Annotated in this window: 22 protein-coding genes and 2 other annotated features (1 of these 24 running past the window's edge); of the genes, 18 read left to right on the top strand and 4 right to left on the bottom strand. The window is 37.2% G+C overall.

The features are described 5' to 3' along the window. Positions 1-20 (bottom strand) — a binding site (T-box leader) (it extends 223 nt beyond the left edge of the window). A 154-nt stretch (positions 21-174) separates the two neighbouring features. Beyond that, positions 175-407 (bottom strand) — a binding site (T-box leader). Positions 408-554: 147 nt separating this feature from the next. The 7 genes from IGI63_RS12535 to IGI63_RS12565 all read left to right on the top strand — a co-directional run bounded on the left by IGI63_RS12535 (position 555) and on the right by IGI63_RS12565 (position 10300). Beyond that, positions 555-2186, top strand: a complete 1632-nt coding sequence (locus tag IGI63_RS12535) for a peptide ABC transporter substrate-binding protein (protein WP_429975881.1) — start codon at positions 555-557, stop codon at positions 2184-2186. Positions 2187-2292: 106 nt separating this feature from the next. Beyond that, positions 2293-2541, top strand: a complete 249-nt coding sequence (locus tag IGI63_RS12540) for a GlsB/YeaQ/YmgE family stress response membrane protein (RefSeq protein WP_002355684.1) — start codon at positions 2293-2295, stop codon at positions 2539-2541. A gap of 374 nt (positions 2542-2915) precedes the next feature. Next, on the top strand, positions 2916-4655 hold the full coding sequence (locus IGI63_RS12545; RefSeq protein ID WP_202255974.1) for a DUF2264 domain-containing protein: 1740 nt from the start codon (positions 2916-2918) through the stop codon (positions 4653-4655). 3 nt (positions 4656-4658) lie between these two features. Then, entirely contained in the window at positions 4659-5486 is an 828-nt protein-coding gene (locus tag IGI63_RS12550; protein ID WP_429975882.1) for a hypothetical protein, read from the top strand. Between the two features lie 245 nt (positions 5487-5731). Further along, positions 5732-6952: an IS110 family transposase gene (locus IGI63_RS12555; protein WP_033598982.1), complete on the top strand. Its 1221-nt coding sequence runs from the start codon at positions 5732-5734 to the stop codon at positions 6950-6952. A gap of 393 nt (positions 6953-7345) precedes the next feature. Beyond that, complete coding sequence (locus IGI63_RS12560) at positions 7346-8509, top strand: glycoside hydrolase family 88 protein (RefSeq protein ID WP_429975883.1); 1164 nt, start codon at positions 7346-7348, stop codon at positions 8507-8509. A 12-nt stretch (positions 8510-8521) separates the two neighbouring features. Further along, positions 8522-10300, top strand: coding sequence for a glycoside hydrolase family 35 protein (locus IGI63_RS12565; protein ID WP_429975996.1), 1779 nt, complete (start codon positions 8522-8524; stop codon positions 10298-10300). Between the two features lie 24 nt (positions 10301-10324). Here the strand turns inward: IGI63_RS12565 and IGI63_RS12570 are convergent, their stop codons facing one another. Continuing rightward, a complete protein-coding gene (locus IGI63_RS12570) occupies positions 10325-11032 on the bottom strand; it encodes a GntR family transcriptional regulator (RefSeq protein ID WP_002366233.1) in 708 nt (235 codons plus the stop codon). A 260-nt stretch (positions 11033-11292) separates the two neighbouring features. Between IGI63_RS12570 and IGI63_RS12575 the strand changes: the two genes are divergently transcribed. The 4 genes from IGI63_RS12575 to IGI63_RS12590 all read left to right on the top strand — a co-directional run bounded on the left by IGI63_RS12575 (position 11293) and on the right by IGI63_RS12590 (position 16948). Then, the gene (locus tag IGI63_RS12575; RefSeq protein ID WP_002383065.1) at positions 11293-12186 is read left to right on the top strand and encodes a PTS mannose/fructose/sorbose transporter subunit IIAB; all 894 of its coding nucleotides are present in this window, start codon (positions 11293-11295) and stop codon (positions 12184-12186) included. 48 nt (positions 12187-12234) lie between these two features. Beyond that, the gene (locus IGI63_RS12580; protein WP_002358771.1) at positions 12235-13026 is read left to right on the top strand and encodes a PTS mannose/fructose/sorbose/N-acetylgalactosamine transporter subunit IIC; all 792 of its coding nucleotides are present in this window, start codon (positions 12235-12237) and stop codon (positions 13024-13026) included. Next, entirely contained in the window at positions 13019-13819 is an 801-nt protein-coding gene (locus IGI63_RS12585; RefSeq protein ID WP_002383066.1) for a PTS system mannose/fructose/sorbose family transporter subunit IID, read from the top strand. Before IGI63_RS12580 ends, IGI63_RS12585 begins: the two co-directional genes overlap by 8 nt. Positions 13820-13933: 114 nt before the next feature. Further along, the gene (locus tag IGI63_RS12590) at positions 13934-16948 is read left to right on the top strand and encodes a polysaccharide lyase 8 family protein (RefSeq protein WP_429975884.1); all 3015 of its coding nucleotides are present in this window, start codon (positions 13934-13936) and stop codon (positions 16946-16948) included. A 69-nt stretch (positions 16949-17017) separates the two neighbouring features. On the opposite strand, the gene IGI63_RS12595 is transcribed toward IGI63_RS12590, so the two are convergent. After that, positions 17018-17341 (bottom strand): DUF960 domain-containing protein, encoded by a 324-nt coding sequence (locus IGI63_RS12595; RefSeq protein ID WP_002355697.1) that lies wholly within the window; start codon positions 17339-17341, stop codon positions 17018-17020. A gap of 251 nt (positions 17342-17592) precedes the next feature. Continuing rightward, positions 17593-18201 (bottom strand): 50S ribosomal protein L25/general stress protein Ctc, encoded by a 609-nt coding sequence (locus tag IGI63_RS12600; RefSeq protein ID WP_002358773.1) that lies wholly within the window; start codon positions 18199-18201, stop codon positions 17593-17595. A 330-nt stretch (positions 18202-18531) separates the two neighbouring features. On the opposite strand from IGI63_RS12600, the gene IGI63_RS12605 reads away from it, so the two are divergent. Next, positions 18532-19314 (top strand): pseudouridine synthase, encoded by a 783-nt coding sequence (locus tag IGI63_RS12605; protein WP_251846749.1) that lies wholly within the window; start codon positions 18532-18534, stop codon positions 19312-19314. Then, positions 19311-19991, top strand: coding sequence for a YjjG family noncanonical pyrimidine nucleotidase (locus tag IGI63_RS12610; RefSeq protein WP_002355700.1), 681 nt, complete (start codon positions 19311-19313; stop codon positions 19989-19991). Before IGI63_RS12605 ends, IGI63_RS12610 begins: the two co-directional genes overlap by 4 nt. Before the next feature lie 34 nt (positions 19992-20025). Here IGI63_RS12610 and IGI63_RS12615 read toward each other — a convergent pair whose 3' ends face one another. Continuing rightward, positions 20026-20481, bottom strand: a complete 456-nt coding sequence (locus tag IGI63_RS12615; RefSeq protein WP_002363227.1) for a GNAT family N-acetyltransferase — start codon at positions 20479-20481, stop codon at positions 20026-20028. 174 nt (positions 20482-20655) lie between these two features. Here IGI63_RS12615 and udk point away from each other — a divergent pair, with 174 nt between their 5' ends. From udk to IGI63_RS12640, 5 genes are all read left to right on the top strand, one after another. Then, positions 20656-21285, top strand: a complete 630-nt coding sequence (gene udk, locus IGI63_RS12620) for a uridine kinase (RefSeq protein ID WP_002355702.1) — start codon at positions 20656-20658, stop codon at positions 21283-21285. Between the two features lie 169 nt (positions 21286-21454). Continuing rightward, positions 21455-21796, top strand: coding sequence for a type II toxin-antitoxin system PemK/MazF family toxin (locus IGI63_RS12625; RefSeq protein ID WP_002355703.1), 342 nt, complete (start codon positions 21455-21457; stop codon positions 21794-21796). Between the two features lie 101 nt (positions 21797-21897). Beyond that, complete coding sequence (locus IGI63_RS12630) at positions 21898-22863, top strand: Gfo/Idh/MocA family protein (RefSeq protein WP_429975885.1); 966 nt, start codon at positions 21898-21900, stop codon at positions 22861-22863. Between the two features lie 370 nt (positions 22864-23233). Then, positions 23234-25153 (top strand): BglG family transcription antiterminator, encoded by a 1920-nt coding sequence (locus IGI63_RS12635; protein ID WP_002388793.1) that lies wholly within the window; start codon positions 23234-23236, stop codon positions 25151-25153. Then, complete coding sequence (locus IGI63_RS12640; RefSeq protein ID WP_002386165.1) at positions 25119-25442, top strand: PRD domain-containing protein; 324 nt, start codon at positions 25119-25121, stop codon at positions 25440-25442. Before IGI63_RS12635 ends, IGI63_RS12640 begins: the two co-directional genes overlap by 35 nt. Positions 25443-25453 lie beyond the last annotated feature (11 nt).

Below are 25453 nucleotides of genomic sequence, written 5' to 3' on the forward strand. Positions count from 1 at the left end.
GTCCTAAGCCTTGATTGTAAGTATGAAATTGTTCGAACGGAACAGAAAACCTGTTGCTTTTTTAGCTTATCCCATTAAGCATATGGAAAAGAGGACAACAGACTTGAGGAGTTGAGGCACTCTCTCAGGTTGAAAAGCGCATCTAAAAAACAAAAAAGTCCTTTGGCTGACTAGCCAAAGGACGAATAATCAATTATCGTGGTTCCACCTTAGTTTATTCGTGTTTCGCAACACGAACCTTATGAAGTTCATAACTTCGCCTGTTAACGAGTGGTCCCGGACTTTCCTACTAAGGGTTCAAAAAGTCAACTCCCAGATGTGGTTCGCTGTTTCTTTACGTCTTTTTCCACCAACCAAAGACTCTCTTCACTAAAGGAAACAGTTACTCTTCTGTTCTCTGTTTTTCAATACTGTACCACCAGAAAAAATATCTGTCAACTCTTATTCTTAAAAAAATATTTTTCTTTCAAAAAGTAAGTGCTGAAAAAGGACAAATGTATGGAAAATCATGTAAAATGTAGGTAAGTTGTTTGAACAGAAGGAGGAGTTTTGGTATGAAACAGAAAAAGTGGTTAATCGGACTTGTTGCACTGGGCTTGGTTTTAGCAGCATGTGGAAGTGGCGGTTCGAAAACGACCTCGAATGAACCAGCTACACAGAAAATTAACGTCGCATCTGGTGGTGAACTCTCGACATTAGACAGCGCTCATTATACAGATGTCTATAGTTCCGATATGATTGGTCAAGTAGTTGAAGGCTTGTATCGACAAGATAAAAACGGAGATCCTGAGCTAGCTATGGCGAAAGCAGAGCCACAAGTTAGTGAAGACGGGTTAGTCTATACATTCAAGTTACGAGAAGCAAAATGGACAAACGGGGATCCAGTTAAAGCAGGGGATTTTGTAGTTGCGTTTAGAAACGTGGTCGATCCAGCGTATGGTTCAAGTAGCAGTAATCAAATGGATATTTTTAAAAATGGGCGTGCGGTGCGGGAAGGACAAGCCACGATGGAAGAATTTGGTGTCAAAGCAATCGATGACCAGACACTAGAACTAACATTGGAAAATCCAATTTCTTATTTAGCCCAAGTCTTAGTTGGAACACCTTTTATGCCTAAAAATGAAGCCTTTGCCAAAGAAAAAGGTACTGCCTATGGGACTTCTGCAGATAATTTTGTTGGCAATGGGCCGTTTGTAATTTCAGGCTGGGATGGCAATTCCGAAACTTGGAAATTGAAGAAGAATGATCATTATTGGGATAAAGAACACGTAAAATTGAATGAAATTGATGTTCAAGTAGTGAAAGAAATTGGCACAGGAGCCAATCTTTTTGATAATGGCGACTTAGATTACACTGTTTTAGCAGATACTTATGCACTTCAGTATAAAGAGTCAAAACAAGCACATTTTGTACCTAAAGCCATGGTAGGTTATTTAAGTCCCAATCATCGCCGTGAAATTACTGGCAACGAACATGTTCGAAAAGCTTTTTTACAAGCGATTGACAAAGAAACTTTTGCAAAAGAAATTTTAGGAGATGGCTCGACAGCTTTAAATGGTTTTGTACCAGCTAATTTTGCAAAAAATCCAGACACAGGTGAAGATTTCCGTAAAGAAAATGGTGATTTATTGCCATATAATATTAAAGAAGCCCAAGCTAACTGGACCAAAGCGAAAGAAGAGTTGGGCAAAGATAAAATTGAATTGGAACTAATCTCAGCGGACTCAGCGATTGCCAAGAAAACCATTGAATTTGTTCAAGGGCAATTGCAACAAAATTTACCAGGTTTAACAATCAAATTAAAATCATTGCCTTTGCAAAATCGTTTGGATTTACAAACAGCAGGTAATTACGATTTAGCCTTTGGAACATGGACACCTGACTATGCTGATCCCATTAATTTTTTAGAATTTTATGACTCAAAAAGTGGCTTAAATACTTCTGGTTATAACGATTCAGCATATGATGCGGGTCTCCAAAAAGTTAGAAAAGATTACGCCAATGAACCTGAAAAACGCTGGAATGAATTACTAAGTTTAGAAAAAACATTAATTGAAAAAGATGCCGGTGTTTTACCCTTATTCCAAGGAGCCATTGGTTACTTGAAATCAGATCGCTTACAAGGTTTGCAAGTATTTTCTTTTGGTCGCACAGTATCCTATCGTTTAGCTTATGTAGAAGAATAAATTGACTTCTGAAAAGTCCTATCTTTTGAAAAAGTCTGCTTTCTGTTTTATCCTTAAAGTAGGAAAATTAACTAAAAAAATCAACTATGAAAGGTAGGTTTTTCAAATGTTTAGCTTTCTATGGGCATTAATTGTCGGAGGAATTATTGGCGCAATTGCTGGCGCAATTTTAGGAAAAGACGTGCCAGGTGGCATTATTGGAAATATTATCGTGGGCTTTTTAGGAAGTTGGGTAGCATCACTCTTGTTGCCTTCTTTAGGACCAGTCATCGGCGGTTTTCCAATTATCTCAGCGTTGCTAGGAGCGATTATCTGTATCGCTATTTACTCTTTTATTGTAAACCGCAAGGCGTAAAATTGTATCAAAATGATATCTTGAAAAGCATCATAAAACTTGTGAAGGTTGATCAAACCATTACTTTTGATGTCTTTCTCTCATATTTTAAGTCTATGACAAAAATCTCTTTGGATTTTTTGTCATAGACTCTTTTAAAAATATTTATTATGAGAATTTCCTGCGTTAGACTGCTTATTTTTCATTTATTATTCATTTTTGATAATGGAAGTTTTGTTGGATAAAGTGAATAGCTCAAGGTTCAACAAAAATAAAGAAAAAATTAATATGTTAAGTTTGGGGAAGGTGAAATGCTGCTCTCATAATACGTCGTTTTATTCATTAAACGATAGTTGAAAAAAATAAGTGCCCTTGTTATTCTTTGAATTAAACTAATGGGGGCGAAAAGCATGGAATCGTTAAAAAGTAATCTTTTTTTGACCAGAGAAGCATATTTGGAAGCTTTTGAAACAATCATGACACCTTTAAAAACGGCTATTTTAACATCAGAAAAACCTGGCGTGAATTTTGGGTCCAGTGGTGCTGTCTATGATCAGCAACATGCTGAAATGGAAGCGCTCATTCGACCATTATGGGGAATTGGACCGTATTGGGTTACTTGTAAAGATGATGTTTTAAGAGATGCTTATGTGGAAAAATTAATCGCAGGAACTGATCCGTCATCCCCAGATTATTGGGGCGATATTGTTGATTATGATCAATATATTGTGGAAGCAGCAGCATTATCTTTAACTTTATTGCTTCATAAGACATATTTTTGGTCCTGTTTTTCTGAGAAACAGCAAGAAAATATCATGGTTTGGTTAAATAAGGCACTTGGTTGTAAAATTCCTAAAAATAATTGGACGTTTTTCAAAGTGCTCATTCGTTTAGCACTCGAGGGATGTGGACAAGTGATTAACCAAGCGGAACTAGAGGAAGAATTGGCGTTGATTGAACGCATGTATTTAGGTGATGGTTGGTATATGGATGGTAAAACTACGCAAAGAGATTATTATATTTCGTTTGCTTTTCATTATTATAGTTTGATTTATGTCAAATTTATGCGAGAAAGAGATCCTGTTCGTGCGAAACGTTTTACAGAACGAGCCGTTATGTTCGCGCAGGACTATCTGTACTATTTTGATGAGGAGGGCGAAGCGTTACCTTACGGACGTAGTCAAACGTATCGGTTTGCTCAAGGAGCGTTTTTCGCAGCTTTGATATTTGCAGAAGTAGAGGCGTTACCTTGGGGACAAATAAAAACGCTGTTAGCAAAACATTTACACTGTTGGATGCAACAGGCTATTTTCACTTATGATGGTCGGTTGTCCATTGGCTATCATTACGAAAATTTAGTAATGGCAGAAGGCTATAACGCACCAGGCTCTCCGTATTGGGCTTTTAAAACATTTTTGTTGCTCGCAGTGGATCAAGACCATCCGTTTTGGCGTGCTGAACCGTTGGCGATAAAACGAGAAGAAAAGCGTTTGATAGAAAAGGGAAACATGTTATTAATCCATCCTAAAATGAAAACGCATGTCCTCGGCTATCCTGCAGGACTATGGCTTGAAAATCAAGCGCATGCCGCGGCTAAATATAGTAAATTTGTTTATTCTAGCCGCTTTGGTTTTAGCGTTCCCAAAGCTGGCGCGTGTTATGAGGAGGGAGCTTTTGATAACGTATTGGCTGTTTCTCGTGATGGTGAATATTTTCGTGTTAAAGGGAAAGTTCATGATTTTTATTTAACAGAGGAGCAAGTTTATTATAAATGGCTACCTTTTCAAGAAGTAGAAATTGAAACAACCATTTATCCTTTTGGAGAATGGCATGTTAGAGTACATGAAATAGTGACATCGGTTCCATTAAAAGTGCGCGAAGGAGGATTCAGTCTACCGTTACTTGGAAAATTTTCAGAAAAAGAACTTGGTAAAGAGTGGGCTAGAGTCGATTCAGGAGAATTGTGTTCGCAAATAGTTGCAATTGAAGGATATGACCACGCAGGTATTCTTCAACCTGAACCCAATACATCGTTGTTTTTCCCAAGAACAAGTTTACCTTATTTACAAAAAGAGCTACCAATAGGAACGCATCGCCTGATTTGTTTGGTAGGTGGTGTGACAAGGGAGGAATAAAAAATGATAAAAATCGAATTGAAAAATAAAGACAATCAGATTATTACTGGCCGAATCGATCACGAGAAGCCAGAAGCGCCATTCATGGCGGAGGGAGACACGTTAGCGGTATTAGCAATTAAACAGTACCTTTATCAAGTTGGCGATAAAATTGTAGTGACTTATACAGGGGCTACCCCTTATTTGATGGTTCAATTAGATGAAACTTTGGCTCCTTCATTGATTTATTTGAAAGAAAAAGTTTGGGAATATCAAATTCCATTAGAAGAATCTGCTCGAAAAGCTTTTGTTGAGACGGCCTTTCATTCAGCAAGGCACCAAATAATGGCTCGACAAGCGCACACGTTTGAAAAAGACAATTATCAAAATCTTTCTATGAATACACATGACCAAAAAGAATATTCAGGAGCCTATCCTCATGCATATGCAAACGTTGAAACGAGAGACGATGCTGTTTTCTTTGCGAAAAATGCTATTGATTCTAAGTTTGGTAACCTTTCTCATGGCTCGTATCCATTTGCTTCTTGGGGAATTAACCAACAAAAGGAGGCACAGTTAACGATTAACTTTGGCAGGCCTGTAGAAACGGACTGGATCCGCTTGTTATTTCGGGCGGATTACCCACATGATAGCTATTGGGAGGAAGTCACTTTAGCCTTTTCAGATGGAGAGGAACGAGTAGTTGCCACAACGAATACCGCCTGTTTTCAAGAAATAAAGTTCCCAATGAAAACAACACAAACTTTGACATTAAAATGCTTACGAAAAGCGCTGGACTCTTCTCCGTTTCCAGCGTTGACCCAAATTGAAGTATTCGGTCGGAATAAATAAACATACTAAGATTAGAGGGTAAATTCATCGACGGATGAATTTACCCTCTATTGCTCTTTTAAGCGTATAGTCGTAAGTGAAAGGAAGACCGACCATGATCTCTTGGACTTCGAGTCCCAAACAAAAAATGGTCTCCTTCACTGTCATTTTAAAATCTGGTTTAAGTATGTTGGGGCTTCGAGCCCGTGTGTAGGAAATTAGGAACGAAATGAAGCAGTGAAGAACCTTTCAACACTTTTTAGGAGATGAAAATCATGTATGTACTTGCTTTAGATGTCTCAATGGGAAAAAGTTACGCCGTTATTTATCATGAAACTACTTGTCTTTTTGAACAAGAAATTCTTCATGATAAACCGTATTTTTGCCAGCTTCTTCAAGAAATTTATGCTCTTCCAGAACGACCACAAATCGTTTTTGAAGCAACGGGAGTTTATTCAAGAGTCATTGAAACGTTTTGCCAAAAGAATCATTTCGCCTATTGTTTATTAAACCCTTTAGAAGCCAAAAGACAACTGAATAGTGACTTACGTTCAGTCAAAACAGATAAACGGGATGCCCATCGTCTGGCTCAAACACACAGTCAATTTTTACGAAAACAAAAACAACAATCGTCAGAAATTTATGAACAAACACGGGACTTAGCTCGCTTTTATCAACAAATTGAAAGTGACATTAAACACATGAGAATGCACCTCCATACCGCTTTACAACTAACTTTCCCAGAACTAGAAACCATTTTTACCAACCGCTTATCAAAACTCGCTTTAAATCTTGTCGAGCTATTTCCGCATCCAGCTTATTTAGTAGGATTGAGTCAAACAAAAGTAAAAAATCTTTTGAAGAAAAATACCGATAAAAAAATCTCCGATCAAAAAGCCTTGGCAAAAGCACAAACCTTACTTTACTTGGCACAAAATTCCTATCCAGCAGAATCTGGACAAAGTATTTCTGTTCAAAAAGTGGTGTACTATGCCCAACAATTGAAACAATTACTGACAACGAAAGAACAATTAGCTGCACAGTTAATTGAAGCAGCCAAACAAACAGAAGAATTTGATTTGTATCAAAGCATTCCAGGAATTGGTGAACTTTCTGCAGGACTCATTATTGGTGAATTAGGAGACATTCGCCGGTTTTCTTCTCACAAACAATTGAACGCTTTTGTCGGTGTCGATACCAGAAGGTATCAATCTGGAAAATATATTGCCCAAGAACATATGAATAAACATGGGAATCCAAAGGCACGAAAGAATTTGTATTTTATTATGATGAACATGATTCGGCAGCAAGCAGCTGCACCCAATCACATTGTCGATTATTATTACAAATTAAAAACGCAACCTTCGCCCAAAAAGCATAAGGTTGCGCTAGTCGCTTGCATCAACAAGCTCTTGAAATGTCTCCACTCAATGGTACGACATTCAAGTACGTATGATTACTCATACACGGCCTCTAACGACCAATAAGGAATATATCCTTACCAAAATTATAGCATACCTAATAAAAAATTTTCTCATTTATTAGGTTTATTTCGTATACTTTTTTCCTGATAAATATATAGAAAAAAGTACTTGACTAAACGTAGGAACAAGAGGTCGGGACAGAACCGTTTAGCTCCGAGAAATAAGAAGAAATTTCCGAAAATTGATCTTTGATTTTTGGAGAATTTCGGCTTATTTCCGAAGGAGTTGGTTCTGTTCACGCCGTTTATCAGTTTTTGAGCGTGGAGCAAAAATCCAAAGTGATTTTTGTCCCACGCTCTTGTTTTTAAGAGAAATAATCAAGAAAGGTCGCTTTTTATTTTCTTTTACGTTATAATACAATAAGTTAATATGTTAACAAGTTAAGGAGTGGTGGAGATGTGTAGTCAAGAAAATAAACAAAGACTGATCTCTCTAGGAGAAAATGTCACAGATGAATGGATTCAAACGCAATTAAATGAATGCGTTTCAAAAATTGCTAAAAATATGCAGCGTTTCGGAACACAGTTTCCTTCAGCTTGTGCTACGAATGGTCGATATCGTCTCAAAGCTAACGATGATTGGACCAATGGCTTTTGGACAGGCATGCTTTGGCTGGCATATGAGTGGTCTCACCAAGAAAAATTTCGTTTACTGGCAATGGAAAATATTGACAGCTTTCAACAACGATTAGAAGAGCATTTTGTTTTGGACCACCATGACATTGGTTTTTTATATAGTCTATCGGCGGGTGCTGGGTATAAAATTACCGGTGATGAGCGCTGTAAACAAGAAGTGCTAGCTGCCGCTGAAGTATTGTCAGCACGATTCCAAGAAAATGGCTCCTTCATCCAAGCGTGGGGCCATTATGGTGATCCCAAAGAATATCGATTAATTATCGACTCATTAATGAATTTACCGCTTTTATTTGAAGCAACTAAATTATCTGGAAATAGGGTTTATGAGGAAATCGCCTCACGTCACTATCATACGTTAATGAAAACGGTGATTAAATCCGATGCGACAACTTATCATACCTATTATTTTGATCCAGAAACAGGCAAACCAAAACATGGAGCTACGCATCAAGGACATAGTGATACTTCCATTTGGGCACGAGGCCAAAGTTGGGCAATTTTAGGGATTCCCCTAAACGAAACATTTCTCCATTCCCAACCATTTCCAGAAATTTATCCACAAATAGTGGAGGTTTTTCTAGCTCATTTGCCAGCAGATTTAATTCCCTATTGGGATTTTGATTTTAATGACCAAATGCCATCTGACAAAGATAGCTCGGCACTGGCAATTGCGACATGTGGTTTATTGGAAGCAGACAAACTACAGGCTTTTCCTCAAGCAAAAGAGCTTGCCAAAGGAATGATTTATCAATTAGGAGAATATTATCGTACGCAAAATGATTCCGAAAATGAAGGACTGCTACTCCATGGTGTTTACGCACATGCAGAAGGAAAAGGGATTGATGAACCCAACTTATGGGGCGATTATTTTTACATGGAAGCCTTAATGCGTTTAGCAAAACCATCATGGCAAAGATACTGGTAAAGGGGAAAAATGATGCAAACGTTTGAGATTAAAGAAGACTTTTTATTAAATGGACAACCAATAAAAATTATTAGCGGGGCGATTCATTACTTTCGAATGACACCTAGACAATGGGAAGATAGCCTCTATAATCTGAAAGCTTTAGGAGCTAATACAGTAGAAACCTACATTCCTTGGAATATTCATGAACCAGAAGAAGGCGTATACGATTTTGAAGGAATGAAAAACATTGAAGCATTTGTCCGCTTGGCAGAAAAACTGAATTTACTAGTTATTCTGCGTCCTTCGGCTTATATTTGTGCAGAATGGGAGTTTGGTGGCTTACCAGCATGGCTTTTGAAAGAAAAAGGCGTACGATTACGTTCGACAGATCCTATTTTTATGACTAAAGTTCGTAACTATTTTCAAGTATTATTGCCTAAACTAGCACCGCTGCAGATAACACAAGGTGGACCAGTGATCATGATGCAGGTTGAAAATGAATATGGGTCCTATGGCATGGAGAAAGCGTACTTGCGACAAACCAAGCAGATAATGGAAGAACTGGGGATTGAGGTTCCTCTTTTTACATCTGATGGCGCTTGGGAAGAGGTTCTGGATGCGGGGACGTTAATTGAAGAGGATGTTTTTGTGACAGGAAATTTTGGCAGTCATTCGAAAGAAAATGCTGCCGTTTTGAGAAAATTTATGACTCGTCATGGTAAAAAATGGCCATTGATGTGCATGGAATACTGGGATGGGTGGTTCAATCGTTGGGGCGAACCAGTGATTCAGCGGGAAGGTACCGACTTGGCGAAAGAAGTAAAAGATATGCTGGCAGTGGGTTCTTTAAATCTCTATATGTTTCATGGAGGAACAAATTTCGGCTTTTATAACGGGTGTTCGGCGCGAGGTGCAAAAGATTTACCTCAAGTCACTAGCTATGATTATGATGCTTTATTAACAGAAGCAGGAGAACCAACAGAAAAATATTATGCCGTTCAAAAAGCAATTAAAGAAGTATGTCCAGAAGTTTGGCAAGCACAACCACGCACGAAAAAACTGGGGAATTTAGGAAGCTTTCCAGTAACTGCTAGCGTATCCTTATTCGCAGTAAAAGATCAAATGATGACACCGAAGACCACCGCGTATCCATTAAGTATGGAAGAAGCTGGCTCAGGCTATGGCTACTTGCTTTATTCGTTTGATTTAAAAAATTATCATCATGAAAATAAACTAAAAGTCGTCGAGGCCAGTGATCGTTTACACATTTATGTAGATGGAGATTTAGCTGCTACCCAATATCAAGAGACAGTGGGAGAAGAGCTACTCATTTCAGGACAAACTGAAAAAGACACACTTGCGTTAGATATCTTAGTGGAAAACTTAGGTCGCGTTAATTATGGCTTTAAATTAAATAATCCGACACAAAGTAAAGGAATTCGAGGTGGAGTGATGCAAGACATTCATTTTCACCAAGGCTATCAACACTATCCCTTAACTTTTTCACAAGAGCAATTAGCCAAGATTGATTACACAGCTGGAAAAAATCCATTGCAGCCTTCATTTTATCAAGTAACATTTGAATTAGAACAGCTAGCAGACACGTATATTGACTGTCGAGGCTACGGCAAAGGATTCGTTGTGGTCAATGGTCATCATCTAGGTCGTTATTGGGAAATAGGACCCATTCATTCGCTGTATTGTCCCAAAGAATTTTTACAGCAAGGACAAAATGAAGTAGTAATTTTTGAAACAGAGGGAATTGAAATTGAGTACTTGAAATTTACGAATCAAGTAATCATAGATTAAAAAAATAGAAGTAGAAGCTGAAATTTATTCGGCTTCTACTTCTATTTTGGTTTTGAAATATTTCCAATGTTTATAACTAATAATATATTCAGCAACACTACCATCTGCGAGATAGGAATGTTTAACTTGTTTAACAGCGGGTTCACGAAAACTTAATTGAAGTAAGTTCAATAACTCAGCATCTTCGGGAAAGACAATTTCATTTGTTTCTACAGAAGCTAACGAGAAGAGGTCTACTGAAAAATCTTTACGGACTCGTTCATACACACTTGCATAAGCTGTGAGGTCCTTTGAGAGCGGCTCTTTAACAAGCTTTTTGGGAAGATGTGTGATATGTACGAGAAAGGGTGTATCTTCAGAATAGCGTACACGCTTGATTCTATAATAAGAAGCGTTAGCTGGTAAGCCTAATTCCTTTAAAATTTCGGCTTGATTTTCTTCTTCAATTGAAAGGACTTTAACTTTTTCAGAGTCTAAAGAATGCAACTCGATATCAGAAAATTTTACATTTTGAGAAACTTTTGATTTCGAAACAAAGGTCCCTTTTCCTTGGATACGATACAAGTAACCTGCACTGGTCAGCTCATTCAGTGCTTTGACAGCTGTGATAGAGCTAACAGCATATTTTCGTTTAATATCGGCTTCAGAATAAAATTTATCACCAGGAATAAAGGTATGATTTTTTATTTCACGTAAAAGGTCTTGTTTAATTTGTTCATATTTAGGTAACATGCGATTGCCTCCATTCTAGTAATCGAATGAATTAAGCATAACATGTTAACTAGCCTTTAGCAAACACTTTGAAAAAGAGGAAAGACAATTTTTATTTAAAGAATTCAAAAAAATAAATTCAATATATTAAGATATTAGGTTTACGGATAACTTAGTATGTGTTATAGTAAGTTCGTAGAGAACATAACATGTTAAGTAGGGTCACCTACATCTAGGGAGGGAAATTCGTGGAAAACATTGTACTAATTAGTCATGGTAGCATGGCTGAAGGCGTCAAAGTTAGCTTAGAAATGATCGTTGGTCGGCAAGAACACGTGCATACAGTCTCATTACGACCAGATAGCGACAATCTTCAATTTGAGAAAGAGCTAAATGAAAAAATGAAAGCCCTTAACGGTACGACACTGATTATTGCTGATTTACTAGGAGGAACGCCATGTAACGTGGCAACTAAGAATTATTTGAACGTTGACGGAGTGGAAATTATTGCAGGGATGACGCTCTCTGTTGTGATTGAAGCAGTGGTTAATCAACAGGCTTCGATTAAAGAATTAGTTTGTTTAGCACAAGAAAATATTGTTGATGTAAAAGCTGGGATGAATCAAGCAGAACAAGAGATTTCAGAAGCCAGCAAAGAAAAAGAGTTAAGTAACTATAGTCAATATGCTGGAAAAGAAAATATTGTAAACACACGGATTGATGAACGGTTAATTCATGGACAAGTAGCGGGAATTTGGTCGACAAGTCTTAGTACACAGCGAATAATTGTAGCCAATGATGAGGCGGCTACAGATCCTTTACAAAAATCATCTTTGAGAATGGCAGCGCCTTCTTCGATGCGTTTATCTGTTCTTGGAGTAGAGGCTGCCGCTAAAAATATTCAATCAGGAAAATATGGTAAACAGCGTTTATTTTTATTATTTAAAAATCCGAAAGATGTGCTCCGCTTTATCGAAGCGCAAGGACCTATCAAAACTGTAAATGTTGGGAATATGAGTTACAAAGAAGGAGCACGCGAAGTAACAAAAAGTATTCAAGTTTTACCAGAAGAAGAACAAATTTTTGAAACAATCGCTTCAAAAGGCGTCACTGTGACAGCCCAATTAGTTCCAAACGATCCAGTCGTTGATTTTATGAAAAAATTACGCGGCTAAAACTGTCAGACTAAGAAAGAATATTTTTAAATTTAGGAGGAAATTTAAATGCATTTAGCAGCGTATCAAATTATTTTAATTACTATTTATGCGTTTATTGCTATTAATGACTCACTTATTTCAAATACGTTGACGCAACCAGCTATTGCTGGAATGATTTCTGGAATGATTATGGGAGATTTAAAAACTGGTTTAATGGTTGGCGGCACTCTTCAATTAATGCGTTTAGGAATTGCTGCTTTTGGTGGAGCATCGGTACCTGATTATTTCACAGGGGCTGTTTTAGGAACCGCTTTCGCTGTAATCTCTGGAAAAGGAGCGGAGTATGGCATTGGTTTAGCTGTTCCTGTTTCTCTGTTGATGTTGCAACTAGATGTAGTCGCCCGTTTTTGTAATGTCTTTTTACTTCATAGTGTCGATAAAGCGATTGATAAGATGCAAGTAAAACGGATTCCACGTTTAGTTTTATCTGGTTCTGTTCTATGGGGACTGTCTCGTGCCATTCCGATTTTATTAATGCTATTAGCGGGGGATGCTGTAGTAACAACGATTACCGATAACATGCCAGAATGGCTAATGACGGGCTTAAAAACAGCTGGAGGAGTATTACCTGTTGTCGGTGTAGGGATTTTATTACGTTACTTGCCAACGAAGCAATATATCCCCTATTTACTATTAGGCTTTTTCTTAGCGGCTTATTTAAAAGTTCCAATGTTAGGTGTTTCGATAGTTGGGATGGTAGCAGCGATGCTTGTATTTAAACGTGATGGGGCAAAAAGCACGACACAAGCAACAACAGGAAATGGTGATTTTGAAGGAGGATATGACGGCGATGAGTAAGCATAAACTGACAAAAAAAGAATTAAATGCAATTAGCTGGCGTTATATTTTAGGAAGCCAATTAAACTGGAACTATGAACGTATGATGAGTTCAGGATATTTATACGGCATCTTACCTGTTTTAAAAAAATTCTATGGTCATGATGAAGCACAATTTCAAGATATGATGCGCACACACAATCAATTTTTTAACACCAATGCTATTTTTGGGAATTTAATTATGGGGATTGATGTTGCGATTGAAGAGCAAGATGGCTATAAAGCGAAAGAAACAATTATTGCGCTAAAAACAGCTCTGATGGGTTCTTTGGCAGGCGTTGGGGACTCTTTATTCCACGTTATTTGGGGGACGATTTTCGGCTCTGTTGCAGGGACACTGGCTCAAAATGGTTCGGTGGTGGGCTGTGTTATTTGGATTATTGCAAATATTGCACTATTGTTTGGTCGGGCCGCGCTCTTACCACTTGGTTATAAGCAAGGGGTCAAACTAGTGACGACCTTAAAAGACAAGTTATCTGCCTTTACGAATGCAGCAACTGTTCTTGGTGTGACTGTGATTGGTGCCTTAATTCCTTCAGTTATCAAGGCGACAGTTCCTTTTGTTTATAAAAAGAACGGGGTCGAATTAGTTATTCAAGATACGTTAGATGCGATTCTGCCTTCCTTAGTTCCAATCTTACTTGTTCTTTTGACTTATTGGATGTTAGGTCAAAAGAAATTAAATTCCACACGAGTGATTTGGATTATTTTAATTTTATCGATTGTTTTGAGTGCCTTTGGTATTTTGGCGTAAAAAGTATATTAAGTGATTTTCAGAGAGTCGGAGAGTGTAGAAAGTATTTTTCTTCACTCTTTTTCTCTAATTTGAATGTAAGCGTTTTACGATAATTTTTTAGGAGGAGAAAGAATGAAAAACAGGAAAATATGGGTAATGCTGGTCGGACTGTTTACTACTTTGACGAGTGGATTTATGGGAACCACCCTTACTTTTGCAGAAGAAAACGAAGCGAGCCAAACGATTGAGCAACCCTCTTACATTTCAGATTTCCCCAATCAAGTTGGGCATTGGCAAGATTTGGTGGGAACAGCAGAAAAAAAGAATGATTCTGCTGGTTTATGGATCGCAAACACGAAGCAAGGGACAAACCTCGAATCTGTCTCTATCAATCTTGATGCACGCGAACAATCTTCAGGAGATCTTGAACTAACCTTTTTATATGAAGGACAAAGTAACTTCGGATTGGTTTTTCGCGGAGATAAACAAAAGACGAGTCAATGGCAATCTTTTGCTTATAATCGTGACGGCCGCTGGCAATTAGGACAACCAGGCGGTAAATGGCTAACTAATATTCCGGGGCCAACATTACTAAGTGGCCAACAATATAAACTGCTGGTTCGCTATGACGGAAAAAAAATTCAGACATTCCTGAATGATCAATTATTTTATGAAAATGAAGAGGTTCATTATCCTGATGGTACGTCCATTAATGATGACTGGACGGGCGCTGTAGGAATTAGACTATTTGGTAATCTATCAAAGCTGAATATCATTTCTATGAAAAGTGGCTCCGTTGGTAGCATTCCTGTTATCGATTCATCTGCAGAATACCGAGGATTAAAAGAAAAATGGCGAAATCAGCTTGTTTCAAAAGAATATGATTCAACTAACCAAGCGCTTGTAGACTACGTCCAAAAAATCTCCAATGAAGCAACAGAACTCGATCAAACGATGAATAAAGAGCCGAACCGCAGCTATTTATGGCCACTAGAGCCTGGCAATACACCATCGGCTGATTTAACGACTCAATTTACCAAATTGCAAAAATTAGCGTTAGCCTATGGAACGAAGGGGAGTACGCTTTACCAAGATGACAAATTGGCAGCAACCATTATTGATGGCTTAGATTTTATGGTAACGCAAAAAGGGTATGATGGGAAAAAGTACCACGGAAATTGGTGGGACTGGCAAATTGGTGTGCCACAGAAGTTTCTTAATATTCTAATGATTTTAGAGGATAAAGTTTCTCCAGAAAAGCAACAAATCTATACAAATGCGCTGAGCAGTTATGTCCCAGATCCGTTTAAACAGTTGTATACAAAACCACAAGGAACGTTTGTGGATTTAGCTTTTATCCCAAATTTTGTGACATCAGGAGCGAACCGAACGGACTTAGCTTTAACTGTTTTGGGGTTAGGAATTTTACAAAAGGATAGCGGGAAAATTAACCAAGCATCCAGTAGTATCGTCGATGTATTTAAATTAGTCACAAAAGGTGATGGTTTTTACCAAGATGGTTCTTTTATCCAGCACAATAACATTCCTTATACAGGTTCGTATGGCAATGTTTTGGTGAAAGGGGTTGGACAAATTTTGGCCATTACAGCAGATTCATCTTTTCAAATGGATGCAACTCTTGTGACAGAATTTGTTGAAAATGTTGATCGTGCCTTTCTTCCTTTGATTTATAAAGGTGAAATGCTACCAACTGTGAATGGCCGTTCCATCTCAAGAGCCCCAGCAGTTGGAAAAACAGGCTATGGCTCAACTACCATGTATAATTTATTAATTGTGGCTAAATTTGCCCCTAATAATTATCAAAAGAAATTTCAAGAAGCCGTTAAATATTGGATGAAGGAGAACCCAGATTATTATTTGACGAATGCTCGTGATTTTAATGATTTACAGATGACTATGCAACTTTTAACTAATCCAGAAATTACGGGAGGGCAACTTCCTTTTACAGGCACGAAACTTTATGCTTCGATGGATCGATTTGTCCAACGCACACCTAGTTATATGTTTGGGCTAGGCTTGTATTCAAAGCGCACTGCATCTTTTGAAGCAGGGAATAAAGAAAATAAACGTGGCTGGCACACTGGTGACGGAATGATGTACGTATATAATGATGACGAGGTTCAATTTAATTCCAGCTATTGGCCAACTGTAGATCCCTATCGACTACCAGGAACAACGGTAGATACCATTTCTTTGGCAGATGAAGTTTCAGCATTTACAACAATCACATCGAAAGAGCAATGGGTTGGTGGAGTAACGTCAGACAATCAGGCAGTAGTAGGGATGGCTCTTAATAAAGACGGGACCAAAAATAATGGGAAACTTTTACCTATGAACCTACAAGCTAAAAAATCTTGGTTTGTATTAAATGGGCAAATTATCGCATTAGGCGCAGGAATTAAAGGGGATACAGAGGCTTCGATTGAGACAGTTGTTGATAATCGTTTGTTAAATGATGCGTATCAGTATCAAGTGCTATCAAATATTGGGGAGATTCATGAGAAAAATGAAACGAGTAAAAAACAATGGTTATTACTAAAGTCGGATCATTCCAATGCTAATATGGGTTATTATTTTCCAGAAGAAACAACGGTAAATGTTAAAAGTGAAACTAGAAAAGGAACCTATAAAGCAATTAATGAAGCATTTCCAAGTGATAAAGAATATGTAGGTGATTATCGAACATTTACGATTCAACATGGTCAACACCCAACGAACGAGCATTATGCTTATGTAGTTTTACCAGGAATCGATGAAACTGATTTAAAAACATATACTGCCAAAAAAACAGTAGAAGTTCTCTCAAATACAGAAGAAATTCAAGCAGTTAAGCAAGAAGAAGAAGGCTATCTTGGGGTTAACATTTGGTCAGAAACTGGCGGTACAATAGCAGGGATTACCTCAAATAAAGCTATTTCTTTAATGAGAAAGACACAACAACACCAAAAAACGTATACTTTCTCTGATCCCACACAAACAACTAAGACACTGACTTTAAAAATACCAAAAGATTACAGCACAGTAATTAGTCAAAGTGACGGAATCACTTATGATGATGCAACAGAAACCTTTACTATTAATTTTGAAAATGCCGCAGGAAGTAGTAAACAAATTATTGTAGAATAACTCAAAGAAATTAAAGTAGCCTCAAATTCCAGTTTTAATCGGAATTTGAGGCTACTTTGTAGAAATTATTTAAGATTCTAACATTTCTGCAGGTAATAAAATCGTTTCACGATGGCCATCATCAAAAGCAAAAATTCGCGACGGATATGCCGTAGAATAACTAAATGGTAAGTCGATTGCCATTTCTACTGAACTATTTTCCTGAGAAAAATGGACAGTCACTTTGCCATTATTGTTCAACAAATCAAAGTGAAGTAAGTCGTTTAAAGGGATAACCCCTTTTAGATTTAAGTCAATAATCAACCAAATACTATCAATTAAGCCACTAGGTAAGCTAGAAACAACACCTAATGAAGCATAGCGGCTACGGTCACTATCAAAACGTTCAAACATATGGATGACCTCCTTTTTGTTTACTTACTTTTAGTATACTGCAAATTTTAAAAAAAGAAATTGTTTCGTTTGAAAATATTGCGTAGATTAGCAAAAATTTAATATTCCTCTGTAGCTTCCTAGCTCTGCAGGTGTCATCATTTATGTGAAGAAATCAAGACATTCAGTAAAAAGAAAATGGGACGTACGTTGTTTCAACGTACATCCCATTTCTAAAACTTAAGAGAATCAGCTGAACAAAAGTGTACTCTTTATTCGGCTAATTCTGGTTCAGTCGTTTCAGCAGCTGTTCCTTCTTCTTCTTCAGGAGCCGTTTGTGCTTCAACAATAGCAACTAGTTGTTCTTCTGGATCAGTTAAAATTTCATAGTCTTTGTGTTCAGGTAAATCAGCGATTGTAAGAGCATCACCAATTTCTAAGTTTGTAATATCTACTTCAATTGATTCTGGCAATTTATCTGGTGTGGCTGCCACTAAAACAGTGTACAAGTTTTGAGCTAAGGTACCCCCAGCTTTCACACCCGCAGATTCACCAATTAATTGAACTTCTGCTTCGACTTCTGTTGTTTCTTTCATATTTACAGATAAGAATTCAACATGAAGCATTTGACCAGTAAAGGTATCTAATTGTGCTTTTGACATTAATGTGTTGATGTTTTTGCCATCAACTGTCATTTTAATAACGGTGTTAGCACCATGTTCGCGTAAAATTTTTGATAAGTCTTTTTCTTCAAAATAGATTGGTGTACTTTCAATTTGGTAACCGTAAACAATGGCAGGTACTTTCCCTTCGTGACGTAGCTGATTTCTTAGTGAACGTGGACGGATAGCTCTTTCTTTAACTTCTAATTGTACTGACATAACCTAATTCCTCCTTGAAATAATGAGTGATTTGGTTAAACTCAGAAACAAAACATAATGGAAAAAAGAAACTCTTTTTTCAGTTGTTCTTGTCTAGAAAAATGCTAACAATAATCAAAAAATCCCCACAAATATTGCCAGGCAACACTCATGGGAATGGTTCATTGTTATCGTTGTTCTCTCCCAGGTCATTACGCTGTTTTTGAGAAACCTTTATTTACTTTACTTATTAACCGTAACACTTATATTTTTATACGTCAAGGAATTACCTTTTTCTACTTTTCATCTTTAACAGATTCCACTATACTAATACCAGAATGGAGCGGAACAATGCGATTAGATAAATTACTAGAAGAACTTCAGTTTGGATCACGCAAAACAGTGAAACGATTAATCAAAGGCAAGCAGGTCACTGTGGATGGCATCGTGACATTAAATGAAAGCCAAAACGTCGATGCGCAATTACAAATGATTAAAGTAAAAGGACAATTAATTTCGCATAAGACACATGTGTACTATATGTTGAATAAGCCAAAAGGTGTGGTTAGCGCTGTCTCAGATGCATCTAAAAAAACAGTCATTGATTTGATTGCACCACAAGACAGACGCCCTGGTCTTTATCCAGTGGGCAGACTCGATGGCGATACGGAAGGGTTACTTCTATTAACAGATAATGGACAATTAGGGTATCAATTAATTCGGCCAAATAAAGAAGTAGCGAAATGTTATGAAGTGAAAGTCAATGGTTTGGTCTCTGCAGAAGATTGTGCTAAATTTAAAGATGGGATTGTTTTGCAAGGAGGCATTCAATGTAAGCCAGCAAAAATAACTGTTCTTGCAGCAACTGAAACGAAGAGTCATGTTTTCCTGACTATTCAAGAAGGAAAATTTCACCAAGTGAAAAAAATGTTTTTATCCGTAGGGAAAAAAGTGACTGCTTTAAAACGCCAAACTATGGGGCCGTTGCGGCTAGATCCGCAATTACCTTTAGGTGCTTATCGTTCATTAACAAGAGAAGAGTTACAATTGCTATTGCCTTATTTTTTTATTGAAAAACAACAAACAAGCAAAGCGTTACCGAGTAATTTGAAAAGAGAAGAGGAACGGAAATGAAAACATTGCTTTTTGATGTTGATGATACATTGTTAGATTTTAAATTGGCTGAAAAGAAGGCGCTCCATGCCTTATTTGAAGAAGAAAATGTACCATTTACATCTGAAGTCGAGTCAACGTACCACCGAATTAATCAAGGATTATGGCGTTCATTTGAAGAAGGAAAAATAACAAAAGATGTTCTCCTTGATACACGGTTTGGTTTATTGTTTGACGCGTTTAATCGAGAAGTTGATAGCGTTAAAATGGGAGAAAACTACCGAGAATATTTAAGTCAAGGACATGACTTGCTTGGCAATAGTCAACGTATCTTGGAAAAATTAGCACCCCATTATGATTTATATATTGTGACAAACGGAGTGGCAAAAACACAGTATCGTCGGTTGGAAGATTCGAAATTAATGCCTTATTTTAAAGATATTTTTGTTTCAGAAGAAGTGGGTTATCAAAAACCGATGAAAGAGTATTTTGATTTTGTTTTTGAACGGATTCCTAATTTTAGTCGAGAAAAAACAATGATTATTGGCGATTCTTTGCATTCAGATATTCAAGGAGGCCAACAAGCGAAAATTCAAACTGTTTGGCTCAATCCGACCTCCGCTCCAGCAACACCAACCATTCAACCCAATTATACGATTCAACAGCTAGATGAGTTGTTACCAATTCTTGGGCATTAAAAAACAACATTTCCTGTACAGGAAATGTTGTTTTTTAACTTAAATGTAACCGTAAGCGAACCATATCTTTTAAAGGCAAGCCGTTTTCCATAATGGGCTCATCATAATGATGGATAAAAAAATCTGGTTCAATATGTGTCATTCGAAAACCGACTTTTTGGTAGAGATATAGCTGTTGAAAGCCTGTGCTCCCAGTCCCAATCTCCAAGTAATCATACTTTTCTTTTTTGGCAAAATCAATGGCAAAATGTAATAATTCTTGCCCAATACCCCGCCCTCGGCTTTCTTCTGAGACAGCGATGTTTACGATTTCCAATGTCCGTGGGTGAGTCGGCAACAGGACTAAAATTCCTTGAAGTTCTTCAGTCTGATAGTCAAAGCAAATGCCGCGGGTAATGTAATCTGCCACCATTTTTTTTGAGGGATCTGCCTCATAAAGAAGAGCGTAATGTGCAGTTGTAAGTGCTTCTTTTTTGACTTTTTTAATCATAGGTAGGATTCTCCTTTTATTGATAAGTATACTGTACTTGAAAGAAGTATGGGCAGATTTTTCATAAGAAGATAAAAATCACATGAAAAGTCTTGGAAAAGGTCTGGCATTCTTCAGAGTTTTCATTATAATAGTAAAAGACAATGAAGTTTTTGAAAAGAAAGAGGTTTATACATGAAAGATAGTCAGCCAATTATCATTGGTGTTACTGGCGGATCAGGAAGCGGAAAAACCAGTGTTAGCCGTGCGATTTTTAATAATTTTCCCGATCATTCAATTATGATGTTAGAACAGGATTCTTATTATAAAGATCAGAGCCATTTGAGTTTTGAAGAACGTTTAAATACCAATTATGATCATCCTTTTGCGTTTGATACAGATTTATTGATTCAACATGTTGAACAACTGTTAAATTATCAAGCCATTGAAAAGCCAGTTTATGACTACGTTGCGCATACAAGAAGTACAGAAACGGTGATACAAGAACCGAAAGAAGTAATTATTCTTGAAGGGATTTTAATTTTAGAAGATCGCCGCTTAAGAGATTTAATGGATATTAAAGTGTATGTGGATACAGATGATGACATCCGTATTATTCGTCGAATCAAGCGTGATATGGAAGAACGTGGCCGTACTTTGGATTCTGTGATTGAACAATATTTGACAGTCGTCAAGCCCATGTATCACCAATTTATTGAACCTACAAAACGTTATGCAGATATCATTGTGCCAGAAGGTGGCGAAAACCACGTCGCTATTGATTTAATTAATACAAAAGTGGATAGTATTTTAACAAAAATGTAATAGTCAGCTTAAATAGCCGTCTCTATATCAGAGTCGACTGTTTAAGCTTTTTTTTGACTTTTAAAGGGTGGTTTTATCAAATATTTTAAGGGATAGCTAAAAAGTTGAAAATATTGCAAGAAACAATATGCTATAATTTTTTAAAGGAAAAGGAGGGAAGGGAATCTGAATGATAAAAAGAGGTGAGGTTTTTTATGCGAATCTCTCACCAGTTGTTGGTTCTGAACAAGGTGGGATTCGACCTGTCCTGATTATTCAAAATAACAAAGGTAACTTATTTAGTCCAACGTTGATTGTTGCACCGATTACCCGTAACGTAAGCAAGCGGCTGCAACCAACGCAAGTCCTTATCGAAATTCCCCATAACGAGTGCAGGACGCCATCACTTATTTTGTTAGAACAAATTCGAACATTGGATAAAGAACGAATGCTACACAAGGTTTGTCAACTTTCTCGTGAAGAGATGGAACAGGTCAATCAAGCTTTAAAAGTTAGCGTTGGTATCCGTTAATTTACATATAAAGAAATCGTTTTGGGGAAACGGTTTCTTTTTTTGTTGAAATGGTTTCCAAATATTCGTTTTTCTCGTATAGTGAAAGAGGAGGCGATCACATGGATAAAATTCGTTATGGAATTATGAGTACTGCCCAAATTGTCCCAAGATTTGTAGCAGGGCTTCGAGAAAGCGCGCAAGCTGAAGTGCGCGGGATTGCATCAAGGCGTTTAGAGAATGCTCAAAAAATGGCTAAAGAATTAGCGATTCCGGTGGCTTATGGCAGTTATGAAGAGTTATGTAAGGATGAAACAATTGATATTATTTATATTCCCACCTACAATCAAGGACATTACTCAGCAGCTAAGCTTGCGTTATCACAAGGAAAACCCGTCCTACTGGAAAAACCATTTACATTAAATGCTGCTGAAGCAGAAGAACTCTTCGCAATCGCACAGGAGCAAGGGGTTTTTCTAATGGAAGCTCAGAAGTCTGTCTTTTTACCAATTACCCAAAAAGTAAAGGCGACAATTCAAGAAGGGAGATTGGGAGAGATTTTATGGGTTCAGTCAGTTACTGCCTATCCCAATGTGGATCATATTCCCTGGTTTTACTCGAGAGAAGCGGGTGGTGGAGCGCTTCATGGCTCAGGAAGTTATCCATTACAATACTTACAATACGTATTAGGGAAAGAGATTCAAACTGTTACGGGAACCGCAACGTATCAGCAAGTGGCGACGGATAGTCAATGTAATTTAGCTTTGAAATTTGCTGAAGGGACGCTGGGCAATATTTTTATTAATGTTGGTTTAAAGATACCTAGTGAAATGACCATTTGTGGTACAAAAGGGCAAATCGTTATTCCTAATTTCTGGAAAACAGATTGTGCTTATTATACAGATGCTCAAGGCAACACTGTCAAATGGTCTGAACAATTCACTAGTGAATTTACCTATGAAATCAATCATGTGAATCAATGTTTACAAGACAAAAAGTTAACTAGCCCCGTAATGACGAAGGAATTAACGATAGCAACCGTTAAAATTGTTGAAAGTTTTTATCAAGAATGGTTTGATAACGAATAATTACCATCACTTGCTATCCAAACTATTCTGTGTTAAAGTGTGTCTTATGCGACGAGTTGACTCAATCAGATAGCTTCGGCTATTCCGTTTTGACGGCTAGTGATTGTCAAACACAACGACACCAGATAGTACGGCTATCAGTTACCGGATTTGTAACGTGTCGGACAGAATACTTTTGTGGAGAAGGTTTCTGTCTATTTATGCAAATAAATAGTGTGGTATCCCTTAACAGTTACTACTGTTAAGGGATTTTTTTTGTATGAAAAGAGAAGTGTTGCACTTTTATAAGTGCAACTTTTTTGTGTTGTGGAACAGATAAAATAACGCTATAGTTTTAAGTGTAAAGGGAAAAGAAAAGAGGTGACAAGGCATGACCGTGTTGTTGTCCAAAAGAGCGATAAATATTTTATTGATGCTTTTGGATTTGGAAGGGAGTATTACCACGCAAGAATTAGCTGAGAACTTTACTGTCAGCGTTCGAACAATTAAGTATGATTTAGAAGATATTCGTGCTTGGTTTGAACAGCACGATGAGACACTTTATTCAAAACGAAATAAGGGAATCTGGCTAGATTTACCTGACTCTAAACGCTTACTGTTAAAAAATGAAATTATCGATGTCGATCGATTTGAAACCTATCCTGATCAAAAAAGACGAGTCAATGTATTGATTTTTCAGTTATTGTCAGTCAAAGGGTACTTAACGGCACAGCAGCTAGCAGATGAATTATTAGTGAGTCGAAACACAATTGTCAGTGATTTGGAACAGGTCGAACGGTTGCTGCAAGCATATGATTTAACCTTAATTCGCCAAGCACGGCAAGGGTTTACAATTAGTGGTGAAGAAAGCAATGTACGATTACTGATGGAATTTATCACTCAAAAAGAACTTACAGAATACGATATTTACCAAATTATGAACTATGTGACAAAGACAAAAGGGGCTGAAAAAATCCCTAAAATTAAATTTGGGTCAGGGACATTGTTTCAAGGTTGTTATCGTAGTGCATTGAAAAAAATGCGAAATTTAATTAATCCACTCGATCAAAATCAATTTGATTATGCCGAAATATTATCTATTACGTTGAGAGTGGCAATTGCCGCAGCACGTATGCAGATGGCACATACAATTGGGACTTACCGAGTGTTATCACAAAAAACACGCTTTGAACAACGGAACGAAGTACCACTTTTACTTTTACAAGAGGTGTTTGAACGGTATGACTTGCCTTTATTAGCGGATGAATATTTTTATATTTATAGTGATTTATTCGGAACCCATCAACGGCAAGATATGGTTCAATTAACAAAGCAAGTGATTGAAAGCGTTTCAAAAGAGCTGAATTATCCTTTTGTAAATGATCGCCAATTATTTACGAACTTGTTTGCACACCTGTCCTTACGTTTTACAAAGAAACATTTATTTATTAATGAATACAATCCGTTTTCTGAAGAAATCAAAGGAAAACACCCAGCGTTGTTTTTAGCTATTCAAAGTGCCTGTAAACAATTAATTCAACGTTCTGTTTTGTTAGTCAACGATTCTTTCTGCGCATATATTGCGTTGCATTTTTTGGCAGCTCAGGAACGACAACAGCAGGAAGCTAAAGTTGTTAGGATTGTGTATGTTTGCTCGACGGGCTTAGGTGTGACCAGTTTAATTGAACAAAAAATTTTAGAGGAAGTACCAAACGTTGAACTCGCAGGATTTGCTTCTGTTTTAAATGCAACTGAAGTGATTCAAGCAGAAAAGCCCGATTTGGTATTGAGTATTTTCCCAATTGAAGAAATGACATACCCATTTATTAAAGTTAGTCCATTGTTGACGGACACAGACTTAAGTTTGATTCGGGAAGAGGTCGATAAAATTTTATTAGGGAAACGTCAAGGAAAAGGTACCGCTCGCTCCACGAAATCTGATGTAATTGAAAAAAATGAACGGATACAAAGCCAAGATTTATTAGTAAAAGCGTATATTATTTATGAAGAGTTAAAACGAATGTTTCAAACAAAGTTACTGAGCGAATATCAAGAAGCCTTTTTACTTCACGTTTTATTAATGACACATCGGATTACGTTTAATAAACAATACGAAGAGATTCCTTGTAATAGAGAAGTATCTCATGAACGGCAAGAAGAAATTCGGCAAATTGAATGTTTATTTGCTAAAAATGAGTTACCTGTCAATCATGCTGAAATTTCAGCATTACTTAATTATTTAGAACAACCAAAGGAGGAAGAGGATGGAACTAGCAATGGAAGCACAGGAGATCATTCGACAAAGTGCTGAACCAGAAAAGCTACAATCGATTATCAAACAAACCAGTGCGCGATTAGCAGAAGCACAAATTGAACCAACGGAATTACAGTGGACGATTTTGATCAACCATCTCAATGAGATGCTGAATCGTTCAAGAGAAGGAACGACATTAGCTGGTGTTGATCGGACGTTATTTACGGAACTAACACCAGAAACGTTGAAAATTGCACAAGAAACAACAGAAGCAATTGGTCAGTTATCAGAAGATGAGTGGTATGTTTTAGCTGTTCATTTTGAAGTTGCTAAACAAAACAATTAATAGGAGGAAAA

It is taken from the genome of Enterococcus sp. DIV0086 (genome assembly GCF_050498705.1).
Classification (GTDB): Bacteria; Bacillota; Bacilli; order Lactobacillales; family Enterococcaceae; genus Enterococcus; species Enterococcus faecalis.